The following is a 23,762-nucleotide window of genomic DNA, read 5'->3' as shown; positions in this document are numbered from 1 at the left end:
AAGCGGTACTCCTGCTGCGCGCTAAGAAAAACGGTACCCTATCTATGATACTGTAGCAATGCCCGTTTCCTCCACCGAAATTCGCCACAGCCGGTGCATTTCCGAACGATTGCCGGCTCGGCCCGAAGCGCGCCCCGGCCGGCAATTTTTAAAATACGCGCCGTTGAATTTGGCCGGGTCGGGCAAGGTTGCTACGCACACCAGGCCGGCGGCGGCCCGTTCGCAGGAGCGGGCGAAAGGCATGCCGAGCAGCACGAGCAGCCGCATCAGCCGGGAACTGTGGGCCCAGAGGTTGGAGCGCACCACGCCCGGGTGCAAGCAGTGCGCGGTGATGCCGGTCAGCTCCAGGCGCTCGGCCAGGGCTTTAGTAAACAGGATGTTGGCCAGCTTGGAGTCGCAGTACGCCGTAAAGGCGCTGCTGCGGTTGGCGTCGACGCGCGCCGGGGCGTGGCTTTCGATTTCGCCCAGCCAGTGCGCCTCGGAAGCCACCGTGATGACGCGGGCGCCCGGCCCGGCGGCTTCCAGCAAGGGCAGCAGGCGGTTGGTCAGAATAAACGGCGCCAGGTGGTTGGTGGCCCAGCACAGTTCGTGTCCCTCGGCGGTGGTGATCAAACGGTCGGGGAGCACGCCGGCATTGTTGATGAGCCCGTCCAGCGAGGAGTAGCGGGCCAGCACCTCGTCGCAGAGGCGGTGCACGTCGGCTTGACTAGCCAAGTCGCAGAGCAGCAGGTCCGGCTCGGGGGCCTGGGGCGCCGCCAGCCGCACGGCGGCCCGGGCCTGCTCGCCGCGGCCGGCGTCGCGACACACCAGTACCAGGCGCGCCCCGAGATGGGCCAGCTGGCGGGCGGCGGCCAGCCCAATGCCCGCGGAGGCGCCGGTAAGCAATAGCGTTTTGCCCTGCAGGGAGCAGGACGTGGAATCGGCAGAATGCATGGGGTGGAGGAAGCTGCCCGGCGTATACGCAAAAATGCCGCTCCCGGCAGCCGGGAGCGGCATTTATTTCAGGCGGGCCCGTGGTTGGCTTAGAACGGCAGGTCGTTGTCGTCGTCCGAAGCGATGGGGGCGGGGCGCTGCGGCTGGGCGTCGCGGCGCAGGCCGGGGTTCTGGTTGGCTGCCGGAGCAGCGTAGCCGCCGCCCTGGTTGCCGCCGGCGGGAGCACCACCGCTGGCCGCCTCGATGCGCCAGGCCTCCAGGTTGGTGAAGTACAGCATCTGGCCATTCTTGTTGAAGCCGCGGCCGCGCAGGTTGAACTGCACGCGTACTTCGTCACCAACTTTGTATTGGTCGATCAGCGCGGTCTTGTCCTGTACCAGCTGAAACTTGATATGCTCGGGATACTGGCCGTCTACGACTTCCAGCACGAACTCGCGCTTGCGGAATTTCTCGCTCACCTGTTGCTCGTCCATGATGTCGTGCAGGCGGCCGGTAGCTTCGTAAGCCATAGTCAAAAGAAGGGGAGTGTTGAAAATTAGTAAGCCAAATCTACGAAAAATAATTCCCCAGCGTAGGCTAAATGCAAGCTTTTCGGGCGGCTGCGGCCAAGCGCTTCAGGCTGAACGCGTGAGCTTCGCCCGCCGGGCTGCGCCGGCTGGAGCAGACAAATGGACGAGCTATATATAATAAGGAGTGCCGGCCTGAAAGGCGGGGCGGATGGAACTACCGGCCCGGCCGGCCGTACTTGGGCAAGCACATTCCATCTTTGCTGCATGTCTCCCATTTCCCTTGCCCTGCACGGCGGGGCCGGCACCATCGCCCGGCACCTGCTGACCCCCGACGCCGAACGTGACTACCGCCAGGCCCTGCACGACGCGCTGCTCCGCGGCTACGAGCTGCTCCGCCAAGGAGCTTCGGCCCTCGATGCGGTGGAGGAAACCGTGGTGCAGCTCGAAAACTGCCCGCTTTTCAATGCCGGCCGCGGCGCCGTGTTTACCCACGAGGGGCACCACGAAATGGATGCCTCCCTGATGGTGGGTCACACGCGGCAGGCCGGCGCCGTGACCGGCGTGCGCGCCATTCAAAATCCCATCCGCGCCGCTCGGCTTGTGATGGAAAGATCCGAGCACGTGCTGCTGGCCTGGCCCGGGGCCGAGGAGTTTGCCCGGCAGCAGGGCCTGCCGATGCAGCCGCCCGAGTACTTTTTTACCGAGCACCGTTACCAGCAGCTGCAGGAAGCCCTGAGCAGCGGCCGCGTCCGCCTCGACCATAGCCAGGCGGCGCCGCTGGAAGAGCCGCTGCCCTTCGACGAAGACCCGAAGAAAAAGATGGGCACCGTCGGCGCCGTGGCCCTCGATCAGCACGGGCACCTGGCGGCGGCCACCAGTACCGGCGGCATGACCAACAAGCGCTACTCCCGTGTCGGCGACTCGCCCCTGATCGGCGCGGGCACCTGGGCCGACGACCGGACCTGCGCCATCAGCTGCACCGGGCACGGCGAATACTTTATTCGCGCCGTGGTGGCCCACGACGTGGCCTGCCTGATGGAGTACCGCGGGCTAAGCCTGGCCGAGGCCTGCCGCGTGGTGGTGCACGACAAGCTGGCGCCCGTGGGGGGCGAAGGCGGCTTGGTGGCCGTGGATGCGGCCGGCAACATTGCCCTGCCGTTCAACTCCGACGGCATGTACCGGGCCAGCATTGGCAGCGCGTCGCCGTTGTTCGTGGGCATCTACAAAGACGAATAGCCGAGTCGTTCGGACCCTCCCGCCTCCTCGCTAAGGGCCGGACTGCTACCAGTCCGGCCCGTGCTATACATAATAAGGAGTAGCTGCTACCGGCCGGCCGGCGTTTCCTCCGGCTGGGGGTGGGGAGCCAGCGCCTCGTCGTGGGTGCGCTTGTCCACGAAGAACCGCCGCTCCCGGATGTCGTACACGTTGCCCTTCGCCAGTACGTGCATGGTCATGTTCTCGATGGAAAGGGCAGTGCCCTTCGCTGCCGCTGCCGTGTTGTTGTGCCGGATGTTGTGGCCGTCGATGATGATGACCAGGTTCGAACCGATGGTTTCGATCAGGTTGCCCTCGCGGATGAGCACGCCCGTGTCTTCGCCCAGGCCGATGCCGATGAGCTTGGGGTGCAGGCCCACAGCTTCGATGAGCCGGCCGAAGCGGCCGCGCTTCACGAAGTGCGAGTCGATGACTACGTTCTGAATCAGGCCCAGGCCGGTGCCCATTTTGACGGCGCCCTTCATCAAGGCTTCCGGCACCGAACCGCCGCGGATCATGATCTGCGACATGGCCATGGCGCCGGCGGAGGTGCCCGCAATGACGAAATGCGACTCGCGCACGTAGCGCTCCGTTAGGAGCTCCAGGAACCGGGTGCCGCAAAACATTTCCTTGAGCCGCGACTGGTCGCCGCCCGAAAACATGACGATGTCGGCCTGGGCCAGGCGCTCCAGGTACTCGGGCTGGTCGGTGTCGGCCGGCACGCGGATGTCGAAGATGCCCACGTTCATGCAGTTGAGCATGCCAAACGACGACACGTAGATGCGCCCGACTTCCTCCGGAATCATCGAGGCCGTGGTCACGACTTCGATGCGCGGATCGGTTTTTCCGCATTCCAGCACCACGCGCTTCAGAATGCCCAGCTCAAAAAAATTGAGGTAGTATTTCTTCTGCTTGCGCGGGTTGGGGTGGGTGCCTTTGTCTTCGTTGCCACCCACGGCAATGAGTTTACCCAGAGGTTTTAGTGTGTCCAACGAGTTGGGGGAGGTGTAATTAAGAAGAAAAGCAAAACCGGTTGGCGCCTGCAATCCTGGGGCCAGCTTCCGCCGGGTAGCAATTATTGCGCCGGGGCCGCTGCCAACCATCCGGTCAGCGGCCGCCCGGCTCCGGGCCGGCCACCCTTACGCGGCGCCCGGCTTCCCTACTAACGTATCCAGCGTGCTGGTGGATACGGAATGATAGTTGGCCCGCGCCGCCGTGTAAAGCTGCCGGGCGCGTTGTTGACCGGCCGGCGTGGCGAGCAGGGCCTTGTACAGCGGCACCAGAAACTTACGGCGGCCCACCCGCGTGAGGAAGCTGCCGAGGGCCTCCTCGGCCGGCGCGTAGCCCGTCCGAATGGTCAGCGGAAACCAAGCGGAAAGAATTTCGGCATTACCGGATTGGGTAAACCCGTAGGCCTGATCCAAATCCTGCAGCTGCGGCGCGCTGATGTGCTCCGGCAGGCCGTGCAGGAAATGCACCCACTCGTGCGTGCTCCACGCACCAGTTTCCAGCGAAGCGGGTGCAGCCCCGTGCCGCCAGCTCTGCAACGCGGCTTCCACGCTCCCGAACCGTTCCGACTGCACCGGCGGAGCCACGGTCGGAATACCGGGGGCGTTTATCCATTTGTCGAGCTGAAGCTGCTCCTCCGCTCCGGGCACTTGGTCCAGCAGCTCGCGGCGCAGGTACTGCACGAAGTGCGCCGTATCCATGGCCTGAAAAGCGTGCTCGGTAAAGTACCGTGTGATAAAGGCGTCCAGTTTCTCGCGGCCTACGAGGTGCTCCAGCGTCAGCAGCAGGTAGTTGCCCTTCTCGTAGGCAATTTCGTTCAGGCCTTCGTCCGGGTCGCGGCCGGCCAGGTTCAGGTGCAGGTGCGTGTCGATGCTCTCTTTGCCCAGCTCGTCGATGGTGTGGTGCAGGCCCGTCTGGCCGAGCACCTGCAGCATGTCGGCGTAGGAGCGGCCGTATAGCCGCTCCATGATGCGCCGCTCAAAGTACACGGTAAAGCCTTCGTTCAGCCAGAAGTCGTTCCAGGTGGCATTCGTGACCAGGTTGCCCGACCAGGAGTGCGCCAGCTCGTGGGCCACCAAGCTGGTCAGGCTTCGGTCACCGGCCAGGATGGTCGGCGTGACGAAAGTCAGACGCGGGTTTTCCATGCCGCCGAACGGGAAGGAGGGCGGCAGCACCAGTAGGTCGTACCGCTCCCAGCGGTAGGGTCCGTACAGTTCTTCAGCGGCAGCCACCATATGCTCGAGGTCGGCAAACTCGTGCGTGGCTACCGGCAGCGTGGCCGGCTCGGCGTAGATGCCGGTCCGCGGGCTCAGCGGCTCGAACTGCAGGTCGCCGACGGCCAGCGCCATGAGGTAGGCCGGAATCGGCTGCGGCATGCGGAAGCGGTACTCGCCGGTGGCCGAGCGTTGCTGGGGGTTTTCGGCGCTCATCAGCGCGAGCAGTTCCTGCGGGCCGCGCACCGTGGCTTCGTACGTGAAGCGGATGCCGGGCGAATCCTGGCACGGAATCCAGGTGCGGGCCAGGATGGCCTGCGACTGGGTAAAAAGAAAGGGGTGCTGCTTCCCCGCCGTTTGCTCCGGGCTTAGCCATTGCAGCGCGGCCGCCTCGGGAACCGTGCGGTACACCACCGTAATGGCGCGCGTGTCGGGCCGCACGTGAATGCGCAGGGGCCGGCCCAGCACCGGGTCGTCGTCGCCCAGCTCAAAGTGCGTGAGCGTCACGCCGTCCTCCAGCGTGACGGCCTCCACGGCCAGGTTGCGCGTGTCGAGCCACAGATCCGTCACGCCGGGCTGCACCTCCAGTTGCCAGGTAGCCTTGCCCCGCAGCACGCGGCTGGGGAAGTCAACGGTCAAATCAAGGGCAAGGTGGCGTACAACGGCCTCGGCAGGGCGGGCGCAGCTGTGCGGATCGGCGGCAAGCAGAGAAACGGCCATATAATCAAGGAATGGAAGGTGAGGCGAAGGCAAAGATAACCACCTGCCCGCCGGGCAGGTTTGGGAATCAGGCGTAGGGTGTACGGCGGTAGGCTCACCGAGGCCTGCTGCGCGCGGCAGCTTTCTTGGTCGCTCGGGGGCGGAGCCGGTGCCTATCAAGCCTATATATCTGTTTAGAAATGTTTTCTGAGGCGGCCGTTTTGGGTTATCTTGGCGGCTGGAAACCGTTGGCCCTGGGCAACCCGTCGCTGGCCAATGGAGTACAACGAGGCAACCGCGCCCGCAGCCCAGCCGCCACTATTGGGAATGCCACTGCGGATGCGCGCATTCGCCGCGTTGTTTTCCACCCTCTGCTCCAATGAAACCATCGGTTCAATCCGTTTTCTTTTCCACCATCATGCTGTGGCTGGCTATGTGCCTGCTGCTGGTTACCAGTGCGTGTAGCCAGGAGCAGCAGGACAAAGTTCAGGACGCAGCCGCCGACCTCCTGCCTAAAGGCAAGTTGGGTGGGCCGCAGCCGCTCGTCGATACCGTGTACGTAGAGAAGTACATGGCCTCGAAGCCGGCCTTCAAAGACGAAATCGAATGGGGCAAGAAGTTCTACAAGGAGCGCAACGGCCGCTTGGGCTGGTTTCGCAACCACGAGCTGGTGCCCCAGACCGAGCGCATGCTGGCCGAGCTGAGCAAGGCCGGTGCCGACGGCCTCGATCCAAAGAAGTACCGGGTCATCGACTTCGATAAGCTGTTCGCTCAGATCAAAGAAGCCCCTGATACCACGGCGCGCAACGCGCTGGAACAGGAAATTGATGTGGCCCTGTCGGCTACCTATTTCAATTGGGCCGACGATTTCTACCGCGGTATCGTGAATCCGCGCGAAGTAAAAAACATCGATTGGCAGGTCAAACGCAACAAAATCAAGTTGCACAAGGCCCTCATGACCATACTCAAGGAGCGCGAAAGTACTTATCCGTACTACGAATTCGAGCCCCTGCACCCAGAGTATGACCGGCTGCGCACGGCCCTGGCCCACTACCGCACCATGCAGCGCAACGGTGGCTGGCAGCCTGTGCCCGCCGTTAAGCGCCTGCGCCCCGGCGACACCTCGGCCGTGGTGCCGGCCCTGCGCCGCCGCTTGCTCGGCTTCAAGGCCGATGGAACGCCTAACCCGGACGTGGCAGCGCCCATGCAGGCTGTGCCCGTGAACAACCGGTCGGGACAGCCGGCGGCCCCTCAGGAGTCGCGCACGTACGACGCGGATTTGGTGGCTGCGGTCAAAGCTTTCCAGACGCAACACGGCTTGAAAGCCGATGGCAACCTCGGCCCCGAAACCATCAAGTTTTTGAACGTGCCGCTGCAGCAGCGCATCGATCAGATCATCGTGAACATGGAGCGGTGGCGGTGGATACCCAAGCGCTTCGAGCCGAACTACCTACTCGTAAACATCCCCGACTACCACATGTGGGTGTACGAGAACGGCAAGCCGGCCATCGACATGCGCGTTATCGTGGGTAAGACGCTGAACGCAACGCCGGTTTTCAGCGACAAGATGGAGTACGTAGTACTCGCGCCGTATTGGAACGTGCCTTACAGCATCATCGACAAAGAGCTGCGCCCAAAGCTGGCCGCCGATCCGGTGGGCTACCTCAACCGTCTTGACATGGAAGTGGTGAAGGGGGCGGGGGCGAAAGCCACGCCGGTCGACCCCACCAGCATCGATTGGGCCAACCTGACGGAAGGCACTTGGCGCTACACGCTACGCAAGCGGCCGGGACCGAAAAACGACCTGGGAGATGCTAAGTTTATCTTCCCCAATTCACTCGACATCTACCTGCACGACACTCCGCACGACGAGTTGTTTAGCCAAGGCAAACGCGGATTTAGCCACGGGTGCGTGCGCGTAGAAAAACCGTTGGAGCTGGCCGAGTACCTGCTGCGCAACAAGCCCGGCTGGGACATGACCAAAATTCAGGAGACCATTGCCGGCGGGAAGGAGCAATACGTCCCGCTCCCCGAAAAGCTGCCCGTATACTTGGTATACTTTACGGCCTGGGTGGATGATGCCGGCAACCTGCATTTCCGCGACGACATTTACGGTCACGACAAAGCACTAGCCCAAGAGTATTTCAGCACCTGAGCCACTCGCGCATGACGGGCCACCGCCTATCCGCTTAACTCATAAAGCCCGACGGCCGCTATCCTACTCAGAGGATAGCGGCCGTCGGGCTTTATGCATGGCCTCAAGGAAGGAGGGGTAGAGGTGGTCCGAATCAGTCTCTGGTACCTAGCAACTCATCTAACTCTGCACTAGCATAGGGATAATGCATCGCAGGTGGCACAAAGTGTCTTGCTCAACAGGCAGCAAAGTGGGTTGTTTACATCTGTTACTTATGTAAACAGTTTGCTAACGTATGTAATACAAATGTTAACGCTTGTTTACTTGTGTATTGTTTGCTTTAAAAGCTCGTTTTGGGTTTGCTGTGTACTTCCATCGGAAGATGATAGTTTTGTAAACCGAAGCCACAACTATGGTCGAACGCATCCGTCTCTTGCTTCAAGCCCGGCAGCTCAGCCCAACCCAGTTCGCTGATGCAATTGGCGTAGCCCGGCCCATTATGAGCCACATACTGGGAGGGCGCAATAAGCCGAGCCTAGAGGTCGTGCAGAAGATCATTGCGGCCTTTCCCGACCTGTCCATGCCCTGGCTGCTGACCGGGCAGGGGGCAATGCTGGCTGATGCCTCCGCTACAATGCCTCCGGCCCCGTCTGAGGAGCCGCCCCTCGTTCCGGCCGATAAGGTGGCCCGCCGCGGGCTGCGTGCCGCCAAGCAGCCTACAGAGGCTCCTCAATCCAAGCACGTCGCCAGCCGCATCAGGGGGACGGCAGTTGAGGCCCCACGAGAGGCAGTCTTGCAGTCCAATCAGTTGCCTATTCCAGGCTTACCAGCGGCTGAGTTGCCCAACACCAGCCATGCCGCGCCATCTCAGCCGGCTATTCAGGCTACTCCCTCCAAGACTATCCGGCGTGTGCTCGTGTTCTACAGCGACGGCACATTCACGGACTTTAGTCCCGCGCCGGAGGGGTTCTGATATCCTCGGGAAATGGTGTTTGTGACCATAAGCTGCCTTGCCCAGCTTATGATTCCCCGTATCCCTATAGAATTTTGGCTTGATTGTGGTGGTGTTTTAGCCATGGAAACGGGCGGTAAATTGCAACTTACGGATGAGTGAGTTAAGTACGAGGATATGTTTGTTAATTTAAATATGTCATGTTCGTGTTTTTTGTCTGACAGGTGTAATTGTTTATGTTTTATAAACTACTGTTAATCAGTTATATGTTCATTGTTGTTGTGACTTGTGGTTTATGTAATAGAATTCTTGATTCGTAACGTGAAAACAATGTGTTAGTACAAATTCAGGTGTGTCGTTTATTTGAGTCGTTGTACCGGGATATTTAAACCAGCTTTGCTAAAATTATTGACTGTATTACTTGTTGGTAAAGTTACATCCAATTGTTTGGATTAGATCCTAACTGCATTAGTCGAGTATTCGTTGGTTTACTTTTGTGATGTTTTGTTCAGCTGTATCGAATGAATTAGGATAGGCGTTGGTAGAAGTTATTTCTAAACGGGGCGGGGAAGCCAATTGCTGCGTATACGTTAGCGGCGGTTATAATTGTTAACCTGCTACGAGTAAGCAGACGCTTACACGCTGTTGTACTTACTTCGAACTTCGCTTGACGGAATCCGCGGCGGCTCATTACCTTTGGGGCATGAAGAAGACCTGCCTGCTCGCTTTATTTGCCTGGGTGGCCGTGCTGGCCACGTCGTGCACGCCCCCGCCGAATGCCGAACAAGACCCCAACGCCGATGCTGCCTACAAGCGCAGCCACCGTGCCGAAGGCTACCGCGAGGCGCAGAGCAGCAACCCGAACGCTATTAAGTAATCCGCTTAGTCCGGGTTTGCTCACAAGGCCCCGCGCAAAACGGCCCCGCCCGACAGCACTGTCGGGCGGGGCCGTTTTGCGCGGGGCCTTGGCGGAAATTAGTGGACCAAGATCGGAGTCGCTACTTCAGCCGGGTGCAACTCTGGCAGCCTGATGCTAGCCAGCAATTCGTCTTCCAACAACTGGGCCCAGGTGCGCAGGTAAAGCACTACGTCGTCGCGGTGGTTGTGGCGCAGGGCCTGCCGCCGCTCAAACGGAATGGCCGCCCGTACGACCGGATCAGAAAGGCGTTCCAAGTGCGCTAAGTCGCTGCGGGTAAAACCCAGGGCCAGCATTTCGTCGATCGTTTCGTCGATGGGCAAGCCGCTGGTGGGGCAGTAGTCGCGCAGCTGCTGGTCCCAGTCGCCGTAGCGCTGCAACGCGCGGGCATGAATTTCTGCCTTGTTCAGGCGGGTAATCGTCTGGGCCAGATGGCCGCAATTGCAGCTGCCCATATGACCCCACTGATAGGGAGCCTGTGCGCTGAGACGCTGGGCGGTGGTGCGCAGCGCGTCGATAACCGAGTGCGAACTGTTAGCCATGAAACGGCGGGGTGGAATGGCACATAAAGAGCCCGGCTTCAGGTGCCGGTATCACCTGTATAAGCGCGCGGCGCTAAAATTTGTTCGTGGAGTCTAGCCGAAGACGGCGTTACGCTTCATGGCCGGGCGCTCCGACGAGCCAGCATTGCTGAATACGGACGGCCAGGGCACCGGCACCGCAGACCGCTCTGCTGGGGCAGCATAAAAAAAGCCGCCCGTCTACAGAGACGAGCGGCGTAGTCGCTGAGGAGCGGCGATTACCGGTTCGGGCGCGAGTCGCGGCGGCGCCGGGCTGGGCGGCCGTCGGAGCCCGATTTGGCTCCGGCCGGGCTGGCCCCTGCGCGCTTCGGCTGGCCCTGGCGGTCGGGCTTGGGCCGGGGAGCGGCGGATGCCGAGCGGGCGTGCTCGGAGCGCGCCGCTTTGGGCGCGCCGCCGGTGGCACCACGTCCTTGGCGCGGGGGCCGACCGGCCGGCCCCTTGGGCTTGGTGATGTTCGGACCCTTGAGCGGTACCGGAGCTACGTCGTTGTTGGCGTAGGAATGCGAATCTTCCACCGGAATTTCGCGGTTGATCAGCCGCTGAATGTCCTGCAGGTAGGCGCGCTCCTCCAAGTCGCAAAAGGACAGGGCAGTGCCCACGGCGCCGGCCCGGCCCGTGCGGCCAATGCGGTGCACGTAAGTTTCCGGCTCGTTGGGCAGCTCGTAGTTGACCACGTGGCTCAGCTCGTCCACGTCGAGGCCGCGGGCGGCCAGGTCGGTAGCCACCAACACGCGGGTTTCGCCGCTCTTGAAGTTCTGCAGGGCGCGCTGCCGGGCGTTTTGCGACTTGTTGCCGTGAATGGCCTCGGCCCCGATGCCTTTCGCGGTAAGGCCCTTGGCAATGCGGTCGGCCCCGTGCTTGGTGCGGCTGAACACCAGCACGCGGCGCAGGGCGGGGTCTTTGAGCACTTCCAGCAGCAGGAAGGGCTTATCGGTTTTTTCCACCATGTACACGGTCTGCGCCACCGTCTCGGCAGTGCTCGATACGGGCGTCACCGCCACCTGCACCGGATTGCGCAGAATGGTATCGGCCAGTTGCTGGATGGTGGGCGGCATGGTGGCCGAAAAGAACAGGGACTGCCGCTGCTTGGGCAGCAGGGGCAAAATGCGCCGGATGTCGTTGATGAAACCCATGTCGAGCATGCGGTCGGCTTCATCGAGCACGAAGATTTCCAGGCGTTTCAGGTCGACGAAACCCTGCCCGATCAAATCGAGCAGGCGGCCGGGCGTGGCCACCAGCACGTCGATGCCGCGCTTGAGGGCCTGCACCTGCGGATGCTGGCTCACGCCGCCAAAGATGACCGCGTGGCGCAGCGGCAGGTGGCTGCCGTAGCTCTCGAAGCTTTCCCCGATCTGAATGGCCAGCTCGCGGGTGGGCGTCAGAATCAGGGCGCGCACGGCGCGGGCGCCGGTGGGCTGGTTCGTGGGCTTGGCCAGGTGCAGGCGCTGGAGCAGCGGCAGGGTGAAAGCGGCGGTTTTGCCAGTACCGGTCTGCGCTACGCCCAGCAGGTCGCGGGCGTCGAGCACGTGCGGAATGGCCTGCTGCTGAATGGGGGTGGGGCGTTCGTAGCCCGCGGCGTGCAGGGATTTCAGAATCGCCGGCAGCAGTTGGAGGTCGTCAAATGTCAAGGTCGAATGGAAAAAGAATGCGGCGGAGTGCGGCGTGGGGCAAACATTGGCCCGCATATTTGGCGTAAGGAAACCAGGCTGGCCCTTATCCCAAACACTCCATGAAGATTACAAAGGTAGAAACGGTTTACGACGGCTTCTATAAACTGCGCAAACTCACCGTGCAGGACGGCGACCAGCAACTGACGCGCGAGCGGTTTGAGCCCGGCCGCGCCGTTGCCGCGCTGGTATTTGACACCAACAAACGCGAATATGTTTTCGTGCGGCAGTTTCGCGTCGGGGCCGAAGAAGAAATTGAGGAAATCCCAGCCGGCATGCTCGACAAGAAGGGAGAGGCCCCCGAGGAGGCCTTACGCCGCGAAATAGAGGAGGAGCTGGGCTACGCCGAGGTACACCGGCTGGAGCACATCGTGGACCTGTACCCTTCGCCGGGCGGCAACGCCGAGCAGATTGGGGTGTACTACGCTGAGGTCAGCCACCCGAGCGGAGCCGGCGGCGGGGCCGAGGGCGAAAACGAGAACATCACCGTCGTGCGCCTGAGCTGGGACGAAATGGTGGCCCGCCCGTGGCGCGACGCCAAGACCCTGGTGGCCGTGCAGTGGGCGCAGCTGCAGCAAAAATAGCCGTACCCAATTGGGTAAATCAATCGGCCGAGGCTAAACCAGCTTCGGCCGATTGACTTTTAAGGCTAAGTCCGCGCGTAACGTCAGATTATTGGGTATTTACCACGTAATCAAAGTGCTGCTTGAGCTTGTCGTCCGTAATGACAACCTGCACCGGACCGGGTTGGTCGGTTTTTACAAATGGTATAGTGCGGGTGCTCAGGTACAGGTCGCGGTTCCAGAAGCGGCCGGTGCCCGGCGTGAGCTGCTGGCTCATGAGTTGCTTGCCGTCCTTGCTGCTGGCGGCCACGGTGAGCAGGCTGGGGTCGGCGTTCTTGGCTCCTTTGCGGTGCATGGTTACCACCAGTACGCCGCCGGCGGGCAGTTGCTCGAAGCGGCGCTGGTACGTCGTGTCGGCCCAGCTGTTCATCTTGCGCAGCTCGTTGATTTCGTTCAGCAGCTCGGCGTAGGGGCGGTAAGCCAGGCGCGTAAACGTGCCCTCCACTTCCTGTTCCTCCTCCGTGTTTTTGGTCACGTTCTGCACGTACGGGCATTCGCTGTCCTTTTTGGGCAGCATGTACTTCTTGCGCTCGGCACCGGGCAGCGACTGGGCGTGGGCCGCTACCGTGCCCAGGGCCAGCAGCGTAAGCAGGGTAAAAAACTTCTTCATAGTAGGTTCGGAGGGGTGCGGTGGCGCACCCTTCAGCCGACAAAAATAGGCAACTGCCCGCGGCTCACCGCGCAACGCAACCGGGAGGGACGAGAGTTTCTCCACATTTTGGGTGTTTGCCCGTACCGGCACCCCGTCGGGAGCGAAAACCAATTCGCGTAACTTGCCCGGCCTGCCCGTCCCGGCAGTGCCGTGCACCTTCCCGCGTCTTGCCGATGCTGCTGACCATTACCACCACCCACCAGCCCGCTACCGATCTGGGCTACCTGCTCCACAAGAACCCGGCTCGGCTGCAAACGCTGGAAATTGCGGCCGGGCAGGCCCATATTTTTTACCCGGAAGCCACGCCCGAGCGGTGCACGGCCGCGCTGCTGCTGGAACTGGACCCCGTGGGGCTGGTGCGCAGCCACCGCGGCCCGGCGGGCGAGGGCTTCGCGCTGGAGCAGTACGTCAACGACCGCCCCTACGCGGCTTCTTCGTTTTTGAGCGTGGCCCTGGGCAAAGCCTTCAATACGGCAATGAACGGCACCTGCAAGGACCGCCCCGAACTGCCCGACGTGCTGCTGCCGCTGGAAGCCACCGTGGCCGTAATGCCCGCGGCCGATGCCGGGCAGCTCCACCGGCTGTTCGGGCCGCTGGGCTACGAGGTCGAAACCACGGCGCACCCGCTGGACCCGACGGTGCCGGCCTGGGGCGACAGCCGCTACTTTACGCTGCGCCTGCGTCACCCGGCCCTGCGTCTGCGCGACCTGCTCAGCCACCTCTACGTGCTCATTCCGGTGCTCGACCGCGGCGACAAGCATTACTGGATCAACCAGGCCGAAGCCGAAAAGCTGCTACACCGCGGCACGGCCTGGCTGCCCCAGCACCCGGCGCGCGAGTTTATCACCCGCCGTTACCTGCGCAACCTGGTCCAGTACGTCAACCCCACGCTGGAGCGGCTGCTGGCCGGCGAAGCCGAGGCCTCGGACGACGTGCTCGGCCCCGCCGCCGATCTGCCCACTGCCGCCGAAACCGCGTCGCCCCGGCAAAGCCTGCACGAGCAGCGCCTCGACCGCGTGGGGGAGGAAATCCGCCGGCTGGACGCCCGCCGCGTGCTCGACCTGGGCTGCGGGGAGGGCAAGCTGGTGCGCCGCCTGCTCAAACTGCCGTCCATCGAGCACATTCTGGCGCTGGACGTGTCGTGGCAGGAGTTGCAGCGGGCGCAGGAGCGGCTGCGCGTGGCCGAGATGCCCCCGCGGCAGCGCGAGCGGCTCACGCTGGCGCAGGGCTCCGTGCTCTACCACGACCCGCGCCTGGCCGGCTACGATGCGGCGGCCGTGGTGGAAGTCATCGAGCACTTGGACGAGGGCCGGCTGGCCGCGTTTGAGCAGGTTGTGTTTGCCCGCGCCCGGCCTGGCGCCGTGCTCGTGACCACGCCCAACGCCGACTACAACCAACGCTACGAGCAGCTGAGCGCCGGGGAGTTTCGCCACCACGACCACCGTTTCGAGTGGACGCGGGCGCAGTTTGCCGAGTGGGCGGCGGGTGTGGCCGAGCGCCAAGGCTACCGCGTGCGGATGGCACCGCTGGGGCCCGAGGCCGAAGAAGTAGGGGCGCCCTCGCAGCTGGCCGTGTTTGAGCATGCCGGAATGCCCGCCGCAGGCTGACGGCTCCGGCCCGGCGTTACCCGCGCGCTGTTTCCAGGGTCTGCGCCGGGCCACGTGCTTGCCAGCCCAAAGGCTGCGTGGGTAAACGTGGCCATACCGGATCTGGCCGTTTTTGCGTTCGGGTGAAGGGTTGCGCGGTTCTGCTATGTGCGCCGGGACACCTCCGCTGGCCGCTGCGCCCTTGATGGCCGGCACTGCCTGTGCCTACCGCAGGGCGCGGATGGGGGCTTCCGGGGTGAAAGCCTCACGCAGCGGCCCGGGCTGCTATGGGGGAAGCCATTTGTGGCTGCCGTATCAAGTAGAGTATCAGCTCAAAGACCCCACAAGCCGCCGGCGTGCGAAAACGGCTCCGCGGCAAGTGCCGTAACCTTGTTACCTTTTGGGTTGCTGGCCCTATTTTTTTGCTCCTCCGCTGCTTATGAAGGTTTTGCTGACGTTGGTGCTGGCGCTGTACGGAGTAACCTTGCACGCACAGGAGACCTCAGAGCCCAAGCGCTACGCCGACGCCGAGGGCGGTTACCGCCTGGCTTACCCGCGCGCCTGGCAGCTGCACCGCCGCGACGACCGCCGCGAGGTGACCTTTTTCACCGGCTCCTCCCGGCGCACGGCGCCGGCAAAGGCCACGCTGACCGTGCGCCCGCTGCCCGACCACCAAAAGGACTTGAACCTGCTCGCGTACGGTCAGCTTGATTCGCTGTGGCGCGATATCCGGCGCCTGCCGCAGGCCCGGGTGCTGAAGCTGGAGCAGCACGACGCGGGCCGCTACCAGGAAGCGCGCTACGACTACACCTACGCCGCGCCCGCCGGCCGTACCCACGTGGTGGGGCGCCGGGTATGGCGCGGCGGCTACGCGTTCGAGGTGGAATACCGGGCCATCGGCGCGGATAGCCGCTACTTGGCGCAGGGGCGGCAAGTGGTCGAGTCGTTTGCCTTTACCGGCAACGGCCCCGCCAGCCGCCGCTACGCCGAGCAGCGCTGCGACGACAAAATGTACGGCATTGCGGCCCTGCGTTACCACAACGACCGGTGGGAGGACGACTGCCGCTCCATCCACGAGTTTTCGGTGGCCGACCCCGAAGCCCCGCCGCGGGTCCACCACCTGGTGTTGCCGTTTCAGTCGTACGCGTTGGCCAAGGGCTTCGACAACTGCCTCTACTCGGTAACCAAAGCGCCCACCGACACGCCCGAATTCGTGTACCGCTACAATCCCGCCACCCGGCAGGGCGGCTACACCACCTGGCAGCTGCCCGCGCAGGGCGGGGAAAGCGTCTGGATTTCGGCCGCCACGGACGAGCGCGGCGACCTGTATTTCATTACCTCCGACGCCGGGCAACTGGTCAAGGTAAGCCCGCACGACGGGGCCGTGACGGTGGTGTGGACCGCCGACCCGGTGCGGCAGGCGCCGTACTACCCGGCCATTGGCTTTGCCGGGGCGGGCTCGCACGGCAATTTCTGCCTCGACGACGCGAATACCCTGTACCAGGTGTACAGCACCGACGGCTCTTTGCTGCGCATCGACCTGAATACCCTGCGGCCCGCGCCGGAGCTGACGCCGCTCACCGGCCTACCCGAGCGCGGCGGCTACAGCGACCTGCTGTTTCAGAACGACGCCAGCGGCCGGCGCCGGCTGTACCTGGCCGGCCCCAAAGCCCTCTACCGCGTGGACATGGCCAAGCGGCAGGCCTACCGGGTGCGCCGCGGCATTTACACCGACCTGGCTGGCTGCAACCTCTTTCGCGGGGCTTCCCGAGCGACGCCGGCGCCCCCGGCCCCGACTACCGCCACCTGGCGCGGCCGCGTGCTCGACGCCCTTACGCTGCAGCCCCTGCCGCAGGCCCAGCTGCGTCTGCGCAGTCCCGGCGGCGGCCTGGACACCACGCCGCTGACAGCCGAAGGGGGCTTTTCGCTGACCCTGGCGCCCGGCCAGGCTTATGCCCTGCAGGCACAGCTCGCCGGGTACCTCGCCGTCGACAGCACCTACCGGACCGGCGCCGGGCCCTACGTGCAGGACATCCTGCTGCGGCCGCTAGCGGTGGGCGCTACCCTGCCGCTCGACAACGTGCAGTTTGCGCAGGGGCAGGCCGTGCTGCTCGCCTCGTCGGGTCCGGCCCTGGATCAGCTGGTGACCCTGCTCACGCAAAACCCGGGCATCACCATCGAGTTGCGCGGCCACACCGACAACGTGGGCGACCCGCGCAAAAACGTGGTCCTGAGCGAGCAGCGCGTGGCGGCCGTCAAGGCGTACCTCGTCGAGCGCGGCATTGCGCCGGCGCGCATCACGGGCGTGGGCTTGGGCGGCGCCGAGCCCCGGGCCAGCAACGCCCGCGAAGCCACGCGGCAGCTCAACCGCCGGGTGGAGTTTCGGGTGACGGGCCGGTAGGAAAGGGTGGGCGCTGAAGTGGTGCAGCCAAGCGCCTCCCGTGACTGCTTCCCGGTAAATTCAGTGCTGCTACTGATGTCTGTTCAACGCATGTTGCAGAATTTCAGGATGCTGACGCCGCCGCCCGCGGCGAAACGAGGCGTCACCCTTTAGCTTCCTGCGCCATGGTCAAGAAAGGCAAATTTGTGCTCTTCGAGTCGGCATTTGAGTTTGCCGACTGGCTGGAGCAGCAGCGCGTCGTGCGCACCATCCATCACGTGCAGAACCATCATACCTGGCGGCCGGCGTACGCGGATTTCAACGGGCGCAACCACTTTGCCTTGCTGCAAGGTATGGAGCGCAGCCACGTGCAGGACCGCGGCTTCAGCCAGATAGCGCAAAACCTGACCACTTTCCCGGACGGGCAGCTCGCCCTGGGCCGCCCGCTGGACGTGAAGCCGGCCGGCATCTACGCCCACAACACGGGCGGCATCTGCCTGGAGCACGTCGGGGACTTTGATGCCGGCCGCGACCCGATGACGGACGCCCACCGCGACGTCATCGTGCAGCTCAACGCCGTGCTCTGCCACCACTTCGGGCTGCGGCCCAGCGTGCACACGGTGGTGTACCACCACTGGTTCGACCCCGATACGGGGCAGCGCCTGCCGCGGGCCGAGCAGCAAGCCGTGGTCAGGGGCGTTAAGACCTGCCCCGGAACGGCTTTTTTTGGCGGCAACACGGTTGCCGCCGCTCAAGCCCACTTCTTGCCGCTGGTGCTCCGCGCCATGCCCGCCCTGGTGTAAGTACCGCGGCCTCTTCCTCTCACCTTCGCCGTGCTGCTCATGGAACCGTCACTCTTGGCCGGCGCCGGCCGGCATCTCCCTGCGCCCGAGGTCCTACTGGCCCCGCCGCCCGCTGATCCGTACACTTTCGAACTGGGCTTGGTGATGGCCGGCGCTGTGTCGGCCGGTGCGTACACGGCTGGCGTCATCGATTTCCTCTTTCAAGCGCTGGACCATTGGTATAGCCCCGAACTGCAGCGGGCCCTAGTGCACCCGTACCAGGCGGCCGACGGCAATGGCCCCCTGCCGCTGCACGAGGTCCGGCTGAAAGTCATGGCGGGGGCTTCGGCCGGCGGCATGTGCGCCGCGCTCAGCGCGGTGTCGGCTGTGGAGGGCACCACGCACAAATTCCACAAAGCCTGGGTGGAAGACATCGACATCCGCCACCTGCTCGATCCGGCCGATCTGAAGCGCCGGGCCCGCGCCGACCCGAAGTTCGGCTTCCAGAGCCTGCAAAACTTGCTGAACTGCGACGTGCTGGACGTCATTGCCCGCGACGCGCTGACCCGACCAACGCGGTTTCGCTGGCCGCCGTGGCTGCCCGGGCAGCACCTGGACTTCTACCTGACGCTGACCAACCTGAACGGCCTGACGTACGCCGTCACCCAGCAGGGCGGCAACGACCAGCTGTTTACCGACCACGCCGACCGCCTGCAGTTTCGCCTGCTGGCCCCCCACCACCCGCCTCTGGCCCCGGCGGCCGTCGCGCCCGACCTGGTGCTGCTGCCCAGCACCAACGGGGCGGCCAGCACCGCCGCCTGGGACCGGCTCGGGCAGGCGGCGCTGTCCACGGGCGCCTTCCCCATTGCGCTAGTCAGCCGGGCCATGAAGTTTCCCAACGCCCACTTTGCCAGCCGCTGGTACCTGGGCCGCGCCCGGCCCGACTTCGTGCGGCGCGTGGCGGCCCCGCCCGACGACCCGCAGCAGCCCGACGGTGCCCGGTACCTGTTCGTGGACGGCGGCGTGACCAACAACGAGCCGTTTGAAATTGCCCGCAGGGTGCTTGCCGGTGACCTCAGCGGCCGGTTGCGCAACGACCCCAACGGGCAGCGCGCCCGGCGTGCCCTGGTGCTGATCGATCCTTTCCCCGGTGCTGCCGAGCCCTCCTTTGCCGTGCTGCAGCAGGAACTGGGGCCTTTGGTGGGGCGGCTGCTGGCCACGCTGCTCAACCAAGCCCGCTTCCGGGCCGAAGACCTCGTCGGCGCCCTCGACCTGGACGTGAACAGCCGCTTTGTGGTGGCGCCCGTGCGCGAAGGGACCCGGCCGCCGGCCCCGGCGCTGGCCTGCGGCCCCTTGGGCGCGTTCGGCGGCTTCCTGAGCCGCAAGTTCCGGCAGCACGACTTCGAGCTGGGCCGTCGCAACTGCCAGCGTTTTCTGCGGCGCTGGTTTACGCTACCCGCCGACAACGGCCTGTTTGAACGCTGGACCGACGCGCTGAAGCAGCACCCCGACTACGTGGTGCGCGGCACCCAGGGGGAGGCCCGGCTGCCCATCATCCCGTTGCTGGGCGCTTCGGCCGCGGAAGTGCCGGCCCCGCGCTGGGCCGATGCGCGCCTGCGCCCGGCCGAGCTGCAGGAGGTGGAAAACCAGTTGGAGGAACGCCTGAAAGTGATAACGGAGCTGCTGGGCCGCAGCATGCCGCCCGGCTGGTGGGCGGCCCGGGCCGTGTACCCCCTGTTCGTGCGGGGCAAGCTGCGGCGCATGGCGCAGGAGTCGGTGATGAAGATCATTCGGGATGCGTTGCGGGGGGCCGAGTTGCTGTAGCTGCCGGCCAGCCGGTCGCGCTACCCGTAGGTGAAATGAGACGCGACCCGTCGCGTCTCAGCGTTACGGAGGTTGTGTTGTCAGCGCGGTACAGGTCGTTCGACGAGGAGACGCGATGGGACGCGTCTCGCCATATAGCCACTCGCTGCAATTCGCGGGTAGCACACAACCGGCCAACGTGGAGTTAACTCTGCTTCCAACTCCCCAGAGCACGACGCTGCGCATCTTTTGCCACCTTTGCGGCATGCCCCTGACTACCCTGCGCGTCCCCGAGCTTTCCCTGATCCTGCTGATCGGCACGTCCGGGGCGGGCAAAAGCACCTTTGCCCGCCGGCTGTTCCGGCCCACCGAAATCGTCTCGTCGGACCACTGCCGGGCGCTGGTGGCCGACGACGAAAACGACCAGCAGGCCACGCCCGATGCGTTTGCGCTGCTGCACTACCTGGTGGGGCTGCGCCTGAAGCGCGGGCTGCTGACGGTGGTGGACGCCACCAACGTGCAGCCCGAGGCCCGCAAAAGCCTGGTGCAACTCGCCCGCGACTACCACGTGCTGCCCGTGGCCGTGGTGCTCGACGTGCCCGACCGCCTGGCCGAGGACCGCAACCAGCAGCGCGCCGAGCGGCAACACCTGGGCCGCCACGTGGTGCCCCAGCAGCGCCAGCAGCTGCGCCGCTCGCTCAAAACGCTCAAGCAGGAGGGCTTCCGCCACCTCTACCACCTGCACGGCCCCGAGGAAATCGACGCGGTGCAGCACATTCAGCGCGACCCGCTGCACAACAACCGCCGGACCGAAACCGGCCCCTTCGATATCATCGGCGACGTGCACGGCTGCTACCGGGAGCTGGTCGAGCTGCTCGACCGACTGGGCTACACCGTGGAAGCGGAGGAGCGCCTCGACCCGCGCGACTTGGGCGTGCGCGTCACGCGCCGGGCCGCCGCCCAGGCCAGCGGGATGGAGCCGTCGGAGCTGCCGACGCCGGGAAACCCTTTTGAAACAGCAGGCGAGGCCGCGCGCAAAGTCGTGTTCCTCGGCGACCTGGTCGACCGCGGCCCCGATTCGCCGGCGGTGCTGCGCCTGGTCATGCGCATGGTGCAGGACGGGCTGGCGCTGTGCGTACCCGGCAACCACGACATCAAGCTGCTGCGCTACCTGAACGGGAAAAGCGTGGCCGAAAAGCACGGTTTCGCCGAAACGCTGGCCCAGCTGGCCGGCGAGTCGGAAACCTTCAAAAAACAGGTGCGCCAGTTTCTCGACGGGCTGGTGAGCCACTACGTGCTCGATGAGGGCCGCTTAGTGGTGGCCCACGCCGGCCTGCGCGAAGACATACAGGGGCGCGGCTCCGGGGCGGTGCGCGCCTTCGCGCTGTTCGGCGAGACGACCGGCGAAATCGACGAATTCGGGCTGCCTGTGCGCTACAACTGGGCCTCGGAGTACCGCGGGCGGGCCATGGTGGTGTACGGCCACACGCCCGTGCCCGAACCCGAATGGCTCAACCACACCATCGACATCGACACGGGCTGCGTGTTCGGCGGCCGCCTCACGGCCCTGCGCTACCCCGAGCGGGAGCTGGTCACGGTGTCCGCCGCCCGGGTGTACTGCGAGCCGGTACGCCCGCTGCGGCCGGCCGAAGTAGCCGCCGATGCCGCCCTGCTCTCGGCCCAGCAGCATCACGACGACGTGCTTGACATCCGCGACGTGACCGGCAAGCAGATCATTAAGACGCGCCTGTTGCCCTCGGTGACCATCCGGGAAGAAAACGCCGTGGCGGCCCTGGAGGTCATGTCGCGCTTCGCGCTGAACCCCAAATGGCTGCTGTACTTGCCGCCCACCATGTCGCCCTCCGAAACCTCGGCGCTGCCCGAGCTGCTGGAGCATCCGGCCGAAGCCTTCGACTACTTCCGCCGGCAGGGGCAGGAGCGGGTCGTGTGCGAGGAAAAGCACATGGGCTCCCGCGTGGTGCTGGTGCTGGCCCGCGACGAGGAAGCCGCGCGCCGCCGCTTCGGGGTGGTGGGCGAGGGGCCGGGCAAGTGCTACACCCGCACCGGCCGCAACTTCTTCGCCGATGCGGCCCTGGAGGCGGCCTTCCTGGGGCGCCTGCAGCAGGCGCTGACCGCCAGCGGCTTTTGGGAGCAGTTCGGCACCGACTGGCTGTGCCTCGACGCGGAGCTGCTGCCGTGGTCGGCCAAGGCGCAGGAGCTGATCAAAAACCAGTACGCGGCGGTGGCCGCCGCTGCTACGGCCGCCCTGCCCGAGGCCGCCGCCGTGCTCAGCCAGGCCGCCACCCGTGGCCTCGATGGCGTGGAGGCGCTGCTGGCCCGCACCACGGCCCGTCAGGCAGCCGCCGAGCACTACGCCGCGGCCTACCGCCGCTACTGCTGGCCGGTGGACAGCCTGGCCGACCTGCGCCTGGCGCCCTTTCACCTGCTGGCCACCGAGGGCCGTACGTACTTCGACAAGGACCACGCCTGGCACATGGAAACCCTGCGCACCCTCTGCCGCGCCGACGAGGGCCTGCTGCGCGCCACGCCCTACCGCGTGGTGCACCTCAATGACATAGCCGACGTGGAGGCTGCTACCCAGTGGTGGACGGACCTGACGGCGGCCGGCGGCGAAGGCATGGTGGTGAAGCCCTACGACTTCATCCCGGCCGGGCGCAAAAACCTGGTGCAGCCCGCCCTCAAGTGCCGCGGCCGCGAGTACCTGCGCATCATCTACGGCCCCGACTACCTGCTACCCGGCAACCTGGAGCGCCTGCGCGAGCGAAACGTGAAGGGCAAGCGCAACCTGGCCCTGCGCGAATTCGCCCTCGGCGTGGAGGGGTTGGAGCGCTTCGTGGCCGGGCAGCCGTTGCGGGCCGTGCACCAGTGCGTATTCGGGGTGCTGGCCCTGGAAAGCGAGGCCGTGGACCCGCGCCTGTAAGCGCGGGTTCACAGCCGGTGGCGCAGCGCAAGGCTGCTACCGGCCTTGCTTCTGCTTTTTCAGCCATTTCAGCGCTGCTGCTACCTTGGCGTCTTTGCTGAGGTCGGTGAAGTTGTCGCCGCCAGAAATGGGTACGTCCGGGGCAACGCTGGTTTTGTAGGTGGCTTGGTTGCGGTCGGTTTCCAGCAGGCCGGCAATGGTGAGGTAGGAGCTGCCGCTGATGCGGTAGCTTTCGTTGGCGGTGGTGGCGCCGTAGGTGGGCTCGCCGAAAAAGCGGGTGGCCGGGCGGCCTTTCAGGCTGATAGCCACGATTTCGCCGGAGCTGGCCGTCAGTCCGCTGGTCAGCACGGCAATGGGCTTGTCGGTGCGCCGCACGGGGCAGCGGTTGTCCAGCGTGGTGACCTTCAGGGTATCGAGGTAGAAGTTGCCCTGCCGCAGGTACCACTGCTGATCAGGCCGCCCGTCTTTGTCTACAAAGCCGCCCAGGTGCCCGTCGCCGATGAGGGGGGCGAGGCCGGCCAGCATGGGAGCCATGGCGCCGCCGTCGTTGAGGCGCAAATCGATAATCCAGGCCCGGGCTTGGTCGGGGTAGTGGCGGCAGAGCGAGTCCTGCACTACCTGGGCCGCGTCGCGCATGGCCTGCAGGCTGCCCCCGGCGTTGATGCCCGGCAGCTGAATGTAGCCGACACGGCCGGGCAGGAGCCGGATGATCAGACCGGGTTTTTGGGCCAGTGCTTGCTTCACGGCGGCATTGGCGTACGGCGGACGGGCGGTGTTACGCCACTTGTACGTTTTGCCCTTGTAAGTCAGCCAGCCGTGGTCGTCCTGGAGTTGCTCGAACACATAGGGGTAAATCGGGAGCAGTTCCCGCACCGACTGCGCGCCCCGGGCCCGTTGGTAGACCACCTGCCGCAGCTGGGGCCAGTCCACGGCTTTACGCTCCAGGGAGTAGGTCTCCAGCAGGGTTAAGCTTTTGTCTAGGAACGCTTTAACGGAATCGGGAAGCGGAGCAGGAGTTGTTTGGGCGTGAGCCTGGGAAGCAACGGCCACGCCAAAGGCCACGAGCAATAGTTTCTTCATGCCGGGAAGATGCGGTTTCTAGCAGTAGGGTTGTTTAGGGCGGGTAAG

18 protein-coding genes are annotated in these 23,762 nt (G+C 64.7%); 10 read left to right on the top strand and 8 right to left on the bottom strand.

The annotated features are described in order from the left end of the window. Positions 1-42: 42 nt before the first annotated feature. Both ACYVKQ_RS20005 and ACYVKQ_RS20000 read right to left on the bottom strand, forming a co-directional pair. The gene (locus ACYVKQ_RS20005) at positions 43-933 is read right to left on the bottom strand and encodes an SDR family NAD(P)-dependent oxidoreductase (protein WP_460677128.1); all 891 of its coding nucleotides are present in this window, start codon (positions 931-933) and stop codon (positions 43-45) included. Between the two features lie 89 nt (positions 934-1,022). Next, complete coding sequence (locus tag ACYVKQ_RS20000) at positions 1,023-1,442, bottom strand: DUF3127 domain-containing protein (RefSeq protein WP_460677127.1); 420 nt, start codon at positions 1,440-1,442, stop codon at positions 1,023-1,025. A gap of 264 nt (positions 1,443-1,706) precedes the next feature. Between ACYVKQ_RS20000 and ACYVKQ_RS19995 the strand changes: the two genes are divergently transcribed. Next, on the top strand, positions 1,707-2,678 hold the full coding sequence (locus ACYVKQ_RS19995) for an isoaspartyl peptidase/L-asparaginase family protein (protein ID WP_460677126.1): 972 nt from the start codon (positions 1,707-1,709) through the stop codon (positions 2,676-2,678). Positions 2,679-2,764: 86 nt separating this feature from the next. Here ACYVKQ_RS19995 and ACYVKQ_RS19990 read toward each other — a convergent pair whose 3' ends face one another. Beyond that, positions 2,765-3,688, bottom strand: coding sequence for a cyanophycinase (locus ACYVKQ_RS19990; RefSeq protein WP_460677125.1), 924 nt, complete (start codon positions 3,686-3,688; stop codon positions 2,765-2,767). Positions 3,689-3,835: 147 nt separating this feature from the next. Continuing rightward, complete coding sequence (locus ACYVKQ_RS19985; RefSeq protein WP_460677124.1) at positions 3,836-5,638, bottom strand: M1 family metallopeptidase; 1,803 nt, start codon at positions 5,636-5,638, stop codon at positions 3,836-3,838. A 358-nt stretch (positions 5,639-5,996) separates the two neighbouring features. Here ACYVKQ_RS19985 and ACYVKQ_RS19980 point away from each other — a divergent pair, with 358 nt between their 5' ends. The 3 genes from ACYVKQ_RS19980 (at position 5,997) to ACYVKQ_RS19970 (ending at position 9,580) form a co-directional block, all read left to right on the top strand. Beyond that, on the top strand, positions 5,997-7,772 hold the full coding sequence (locus ACYVKQ_RS19980; protein WP_460677123.1) for a L,D-transpeptidase family protein: 1,776 nt from the start codon (positions 5,997-5,999) through the stop codon (positions 7,770-7,772). Positions 7,773-8,163: 391 nt separating this feature from the next. Continuing rightward, positions 8,164-8,724 (top strand): helix-turn-helix domain-containing protein, encoded by a 561-nt coding sequence (locus ACYVKQ_RS19975; RefSeq protein ID WP_460677122.1) that lies wholly within the window; start codon positions 8,164-8,166, stop codon positions 8,722-8,724. A 682-nt stretch (positions 8,725-9,406) separates the two neighbouring features. Further along, a complete protein-coding gene (locus ACYVKQ_RS19970; protein ID WP_165822014.1) occupies positions 9,407-9,580 on the top strand; it encodes a hypothetical protein in 174 nt (57 codons plus the stop codon). Positions 9,581-9,678: 98 nt separating this feature from the next. On the opposite strand, the gene ACYVKQ_RS19965 is transcribed toward ACYVKQ_RS19970, so the two are convergent. After that, a complete protein-coding gene (locus ACYVKQ_RS19965) occupies positions 9,679-10,161 on the bottom strand; it encodes a hypothetical protein (protein ID WP_460677121.1) in 483 nt (160 codons plus the stop codon). Positions 10,162-10,418: 257 nt separating this feature from the next. Continuing rightward, complete coding sequence (locus ACYVKQ_RS19960; protein ID WP_460677120.1) at positions 10,419-11,828, bottom strand: DEAD/DEAH box helicase; 1,410 nt, start codon at positions 11,826-11,828, stop codon at positions 10,419-10,421. Positions 11,829-11,929: 101 nt separating this feature from the next. Between ACYVKQ_RS19960 and ACYVKQ_RS19955 the strand changes: the two genes are divergently transcribed. Further along, positions 11,930-12,451 (top strand): NUDIX domain-containing protein, encoded by a 522-nt coding sequence (locus ACYVKQ_RS19955; protein ID WP_460677119.1) that lies wholly within the window; start codon positions 11,930-11,932, stop codon positions 12,449-12,451. Between the two features lie 88 nt (positions 12,452-12,539). Here ACYVKQ_RS19955 and ACYVKQ_RS19950 read toward each other — a convergent pair whose 3' ends face one another. Next, positions 12,540-13,100, bottom strand: coding sequence for a hypothetical protein (locus ACYVKQ_RS19950; protein WP_460677118.1), 561 nt, complete (start codon positions 13,098-13,100; stop codon positions 12,540-12,542). Positions 13,101-13,315: 215 nt separating this feature from the next. Between ACYVKQ_RS19950 and ACYVKQ_RS19945 the strand changes: the two genes are divergently transcribed. From ACYVKQ_RS19945 to ACYVKQ_RS19925, 5 genes are all read left to right on the top strand, one after another. Continuing rightward, positions 13,316-14,749, top strand: a complete 1,434-nt coding sequence (locus tag ACYVKQ_RS19945) for a 3' terminal RNA ribose 2'-O-methyltransferase Hen1 (protein WP_460677117.1) — start codon at positions 13,316-13,318, stop codon at positions 14,747-14,749. A 418-nt stretch (positions 14,750-15,167) separates the two neighbouring features. Continuing rightward, positions 15,168-17,129 carry an OmpA family protein gene (locus tag ACYVKQ_RS19940; RefSeq protein WP_460677116.1) on the top strand — a complete coding sequence of 654 codons (1,962 nt, stop codon included), beginning with the start codon at positions 15,168-15,170 and terminating at the stop codon, positions 17,127-17,129. 164 nt (positions 17,130-17,293) lie between these two features. Next, on the top strand, positions 17,294-17,911 hold the full coding sequence (locus ACYVKQ_RS19935) for a peptidoglycan recognition protein family protein (protein ID WP_460677115.1): 618 nt from the start codon (positions 17,294-17,296) through the stop codon (positions 17,909-17,911). A 39-nt stretch (positions 17,912-17,950) separates the two neighbouring features. Further along, the gene (locus ACYVKQ_RS19930) at positions 17,951-19,714 is read left to right on the top strand and encodes a patatin-like phospholipase family protein (RefSeq protein ID WP_460677114.1); all 1,764 of its coding nucleotides are present in this window, start codon (positions 17,951-17,953) and stop codon (positions 19,712-19,714) included. Positions 19,715-19,958: 244 nt separating this feature from the next. Then, entirely contained in the window at positions 19,959-22,634 is a 2,676-nt protein-coding gene (locus ACYVKQ_RS19925) for a polynucleotide kinase-phosphatase (protein ID WP_460677113.1), read from the top strand. A gap of 36 nt (positions 22,635-22,670) precedes the next feature. On the opposite strand, the gene ACYVKQ_RS19920 is transcribed toward ACYVKQ_RS19925, so the two are convergent. After that, a complete protein-coding gene (locus ACYVKQ_RS19920; RefSeq protein ID WP_460677112.1) occupies positions 22,671-23,714 on the bottom strand; it encodes a S41 family peptidase in 1,044 nt (347 codons plus the stop codon). Between the last annotated feature and the right edge of the window lie 48 nt (positions 23,715-23,762).

This window comes from Hymenobacter coalescens, assembly GCF_054783195.1.
This window is presented reverse-complemented; position numbering and strand designations above follow the sequence as displayed.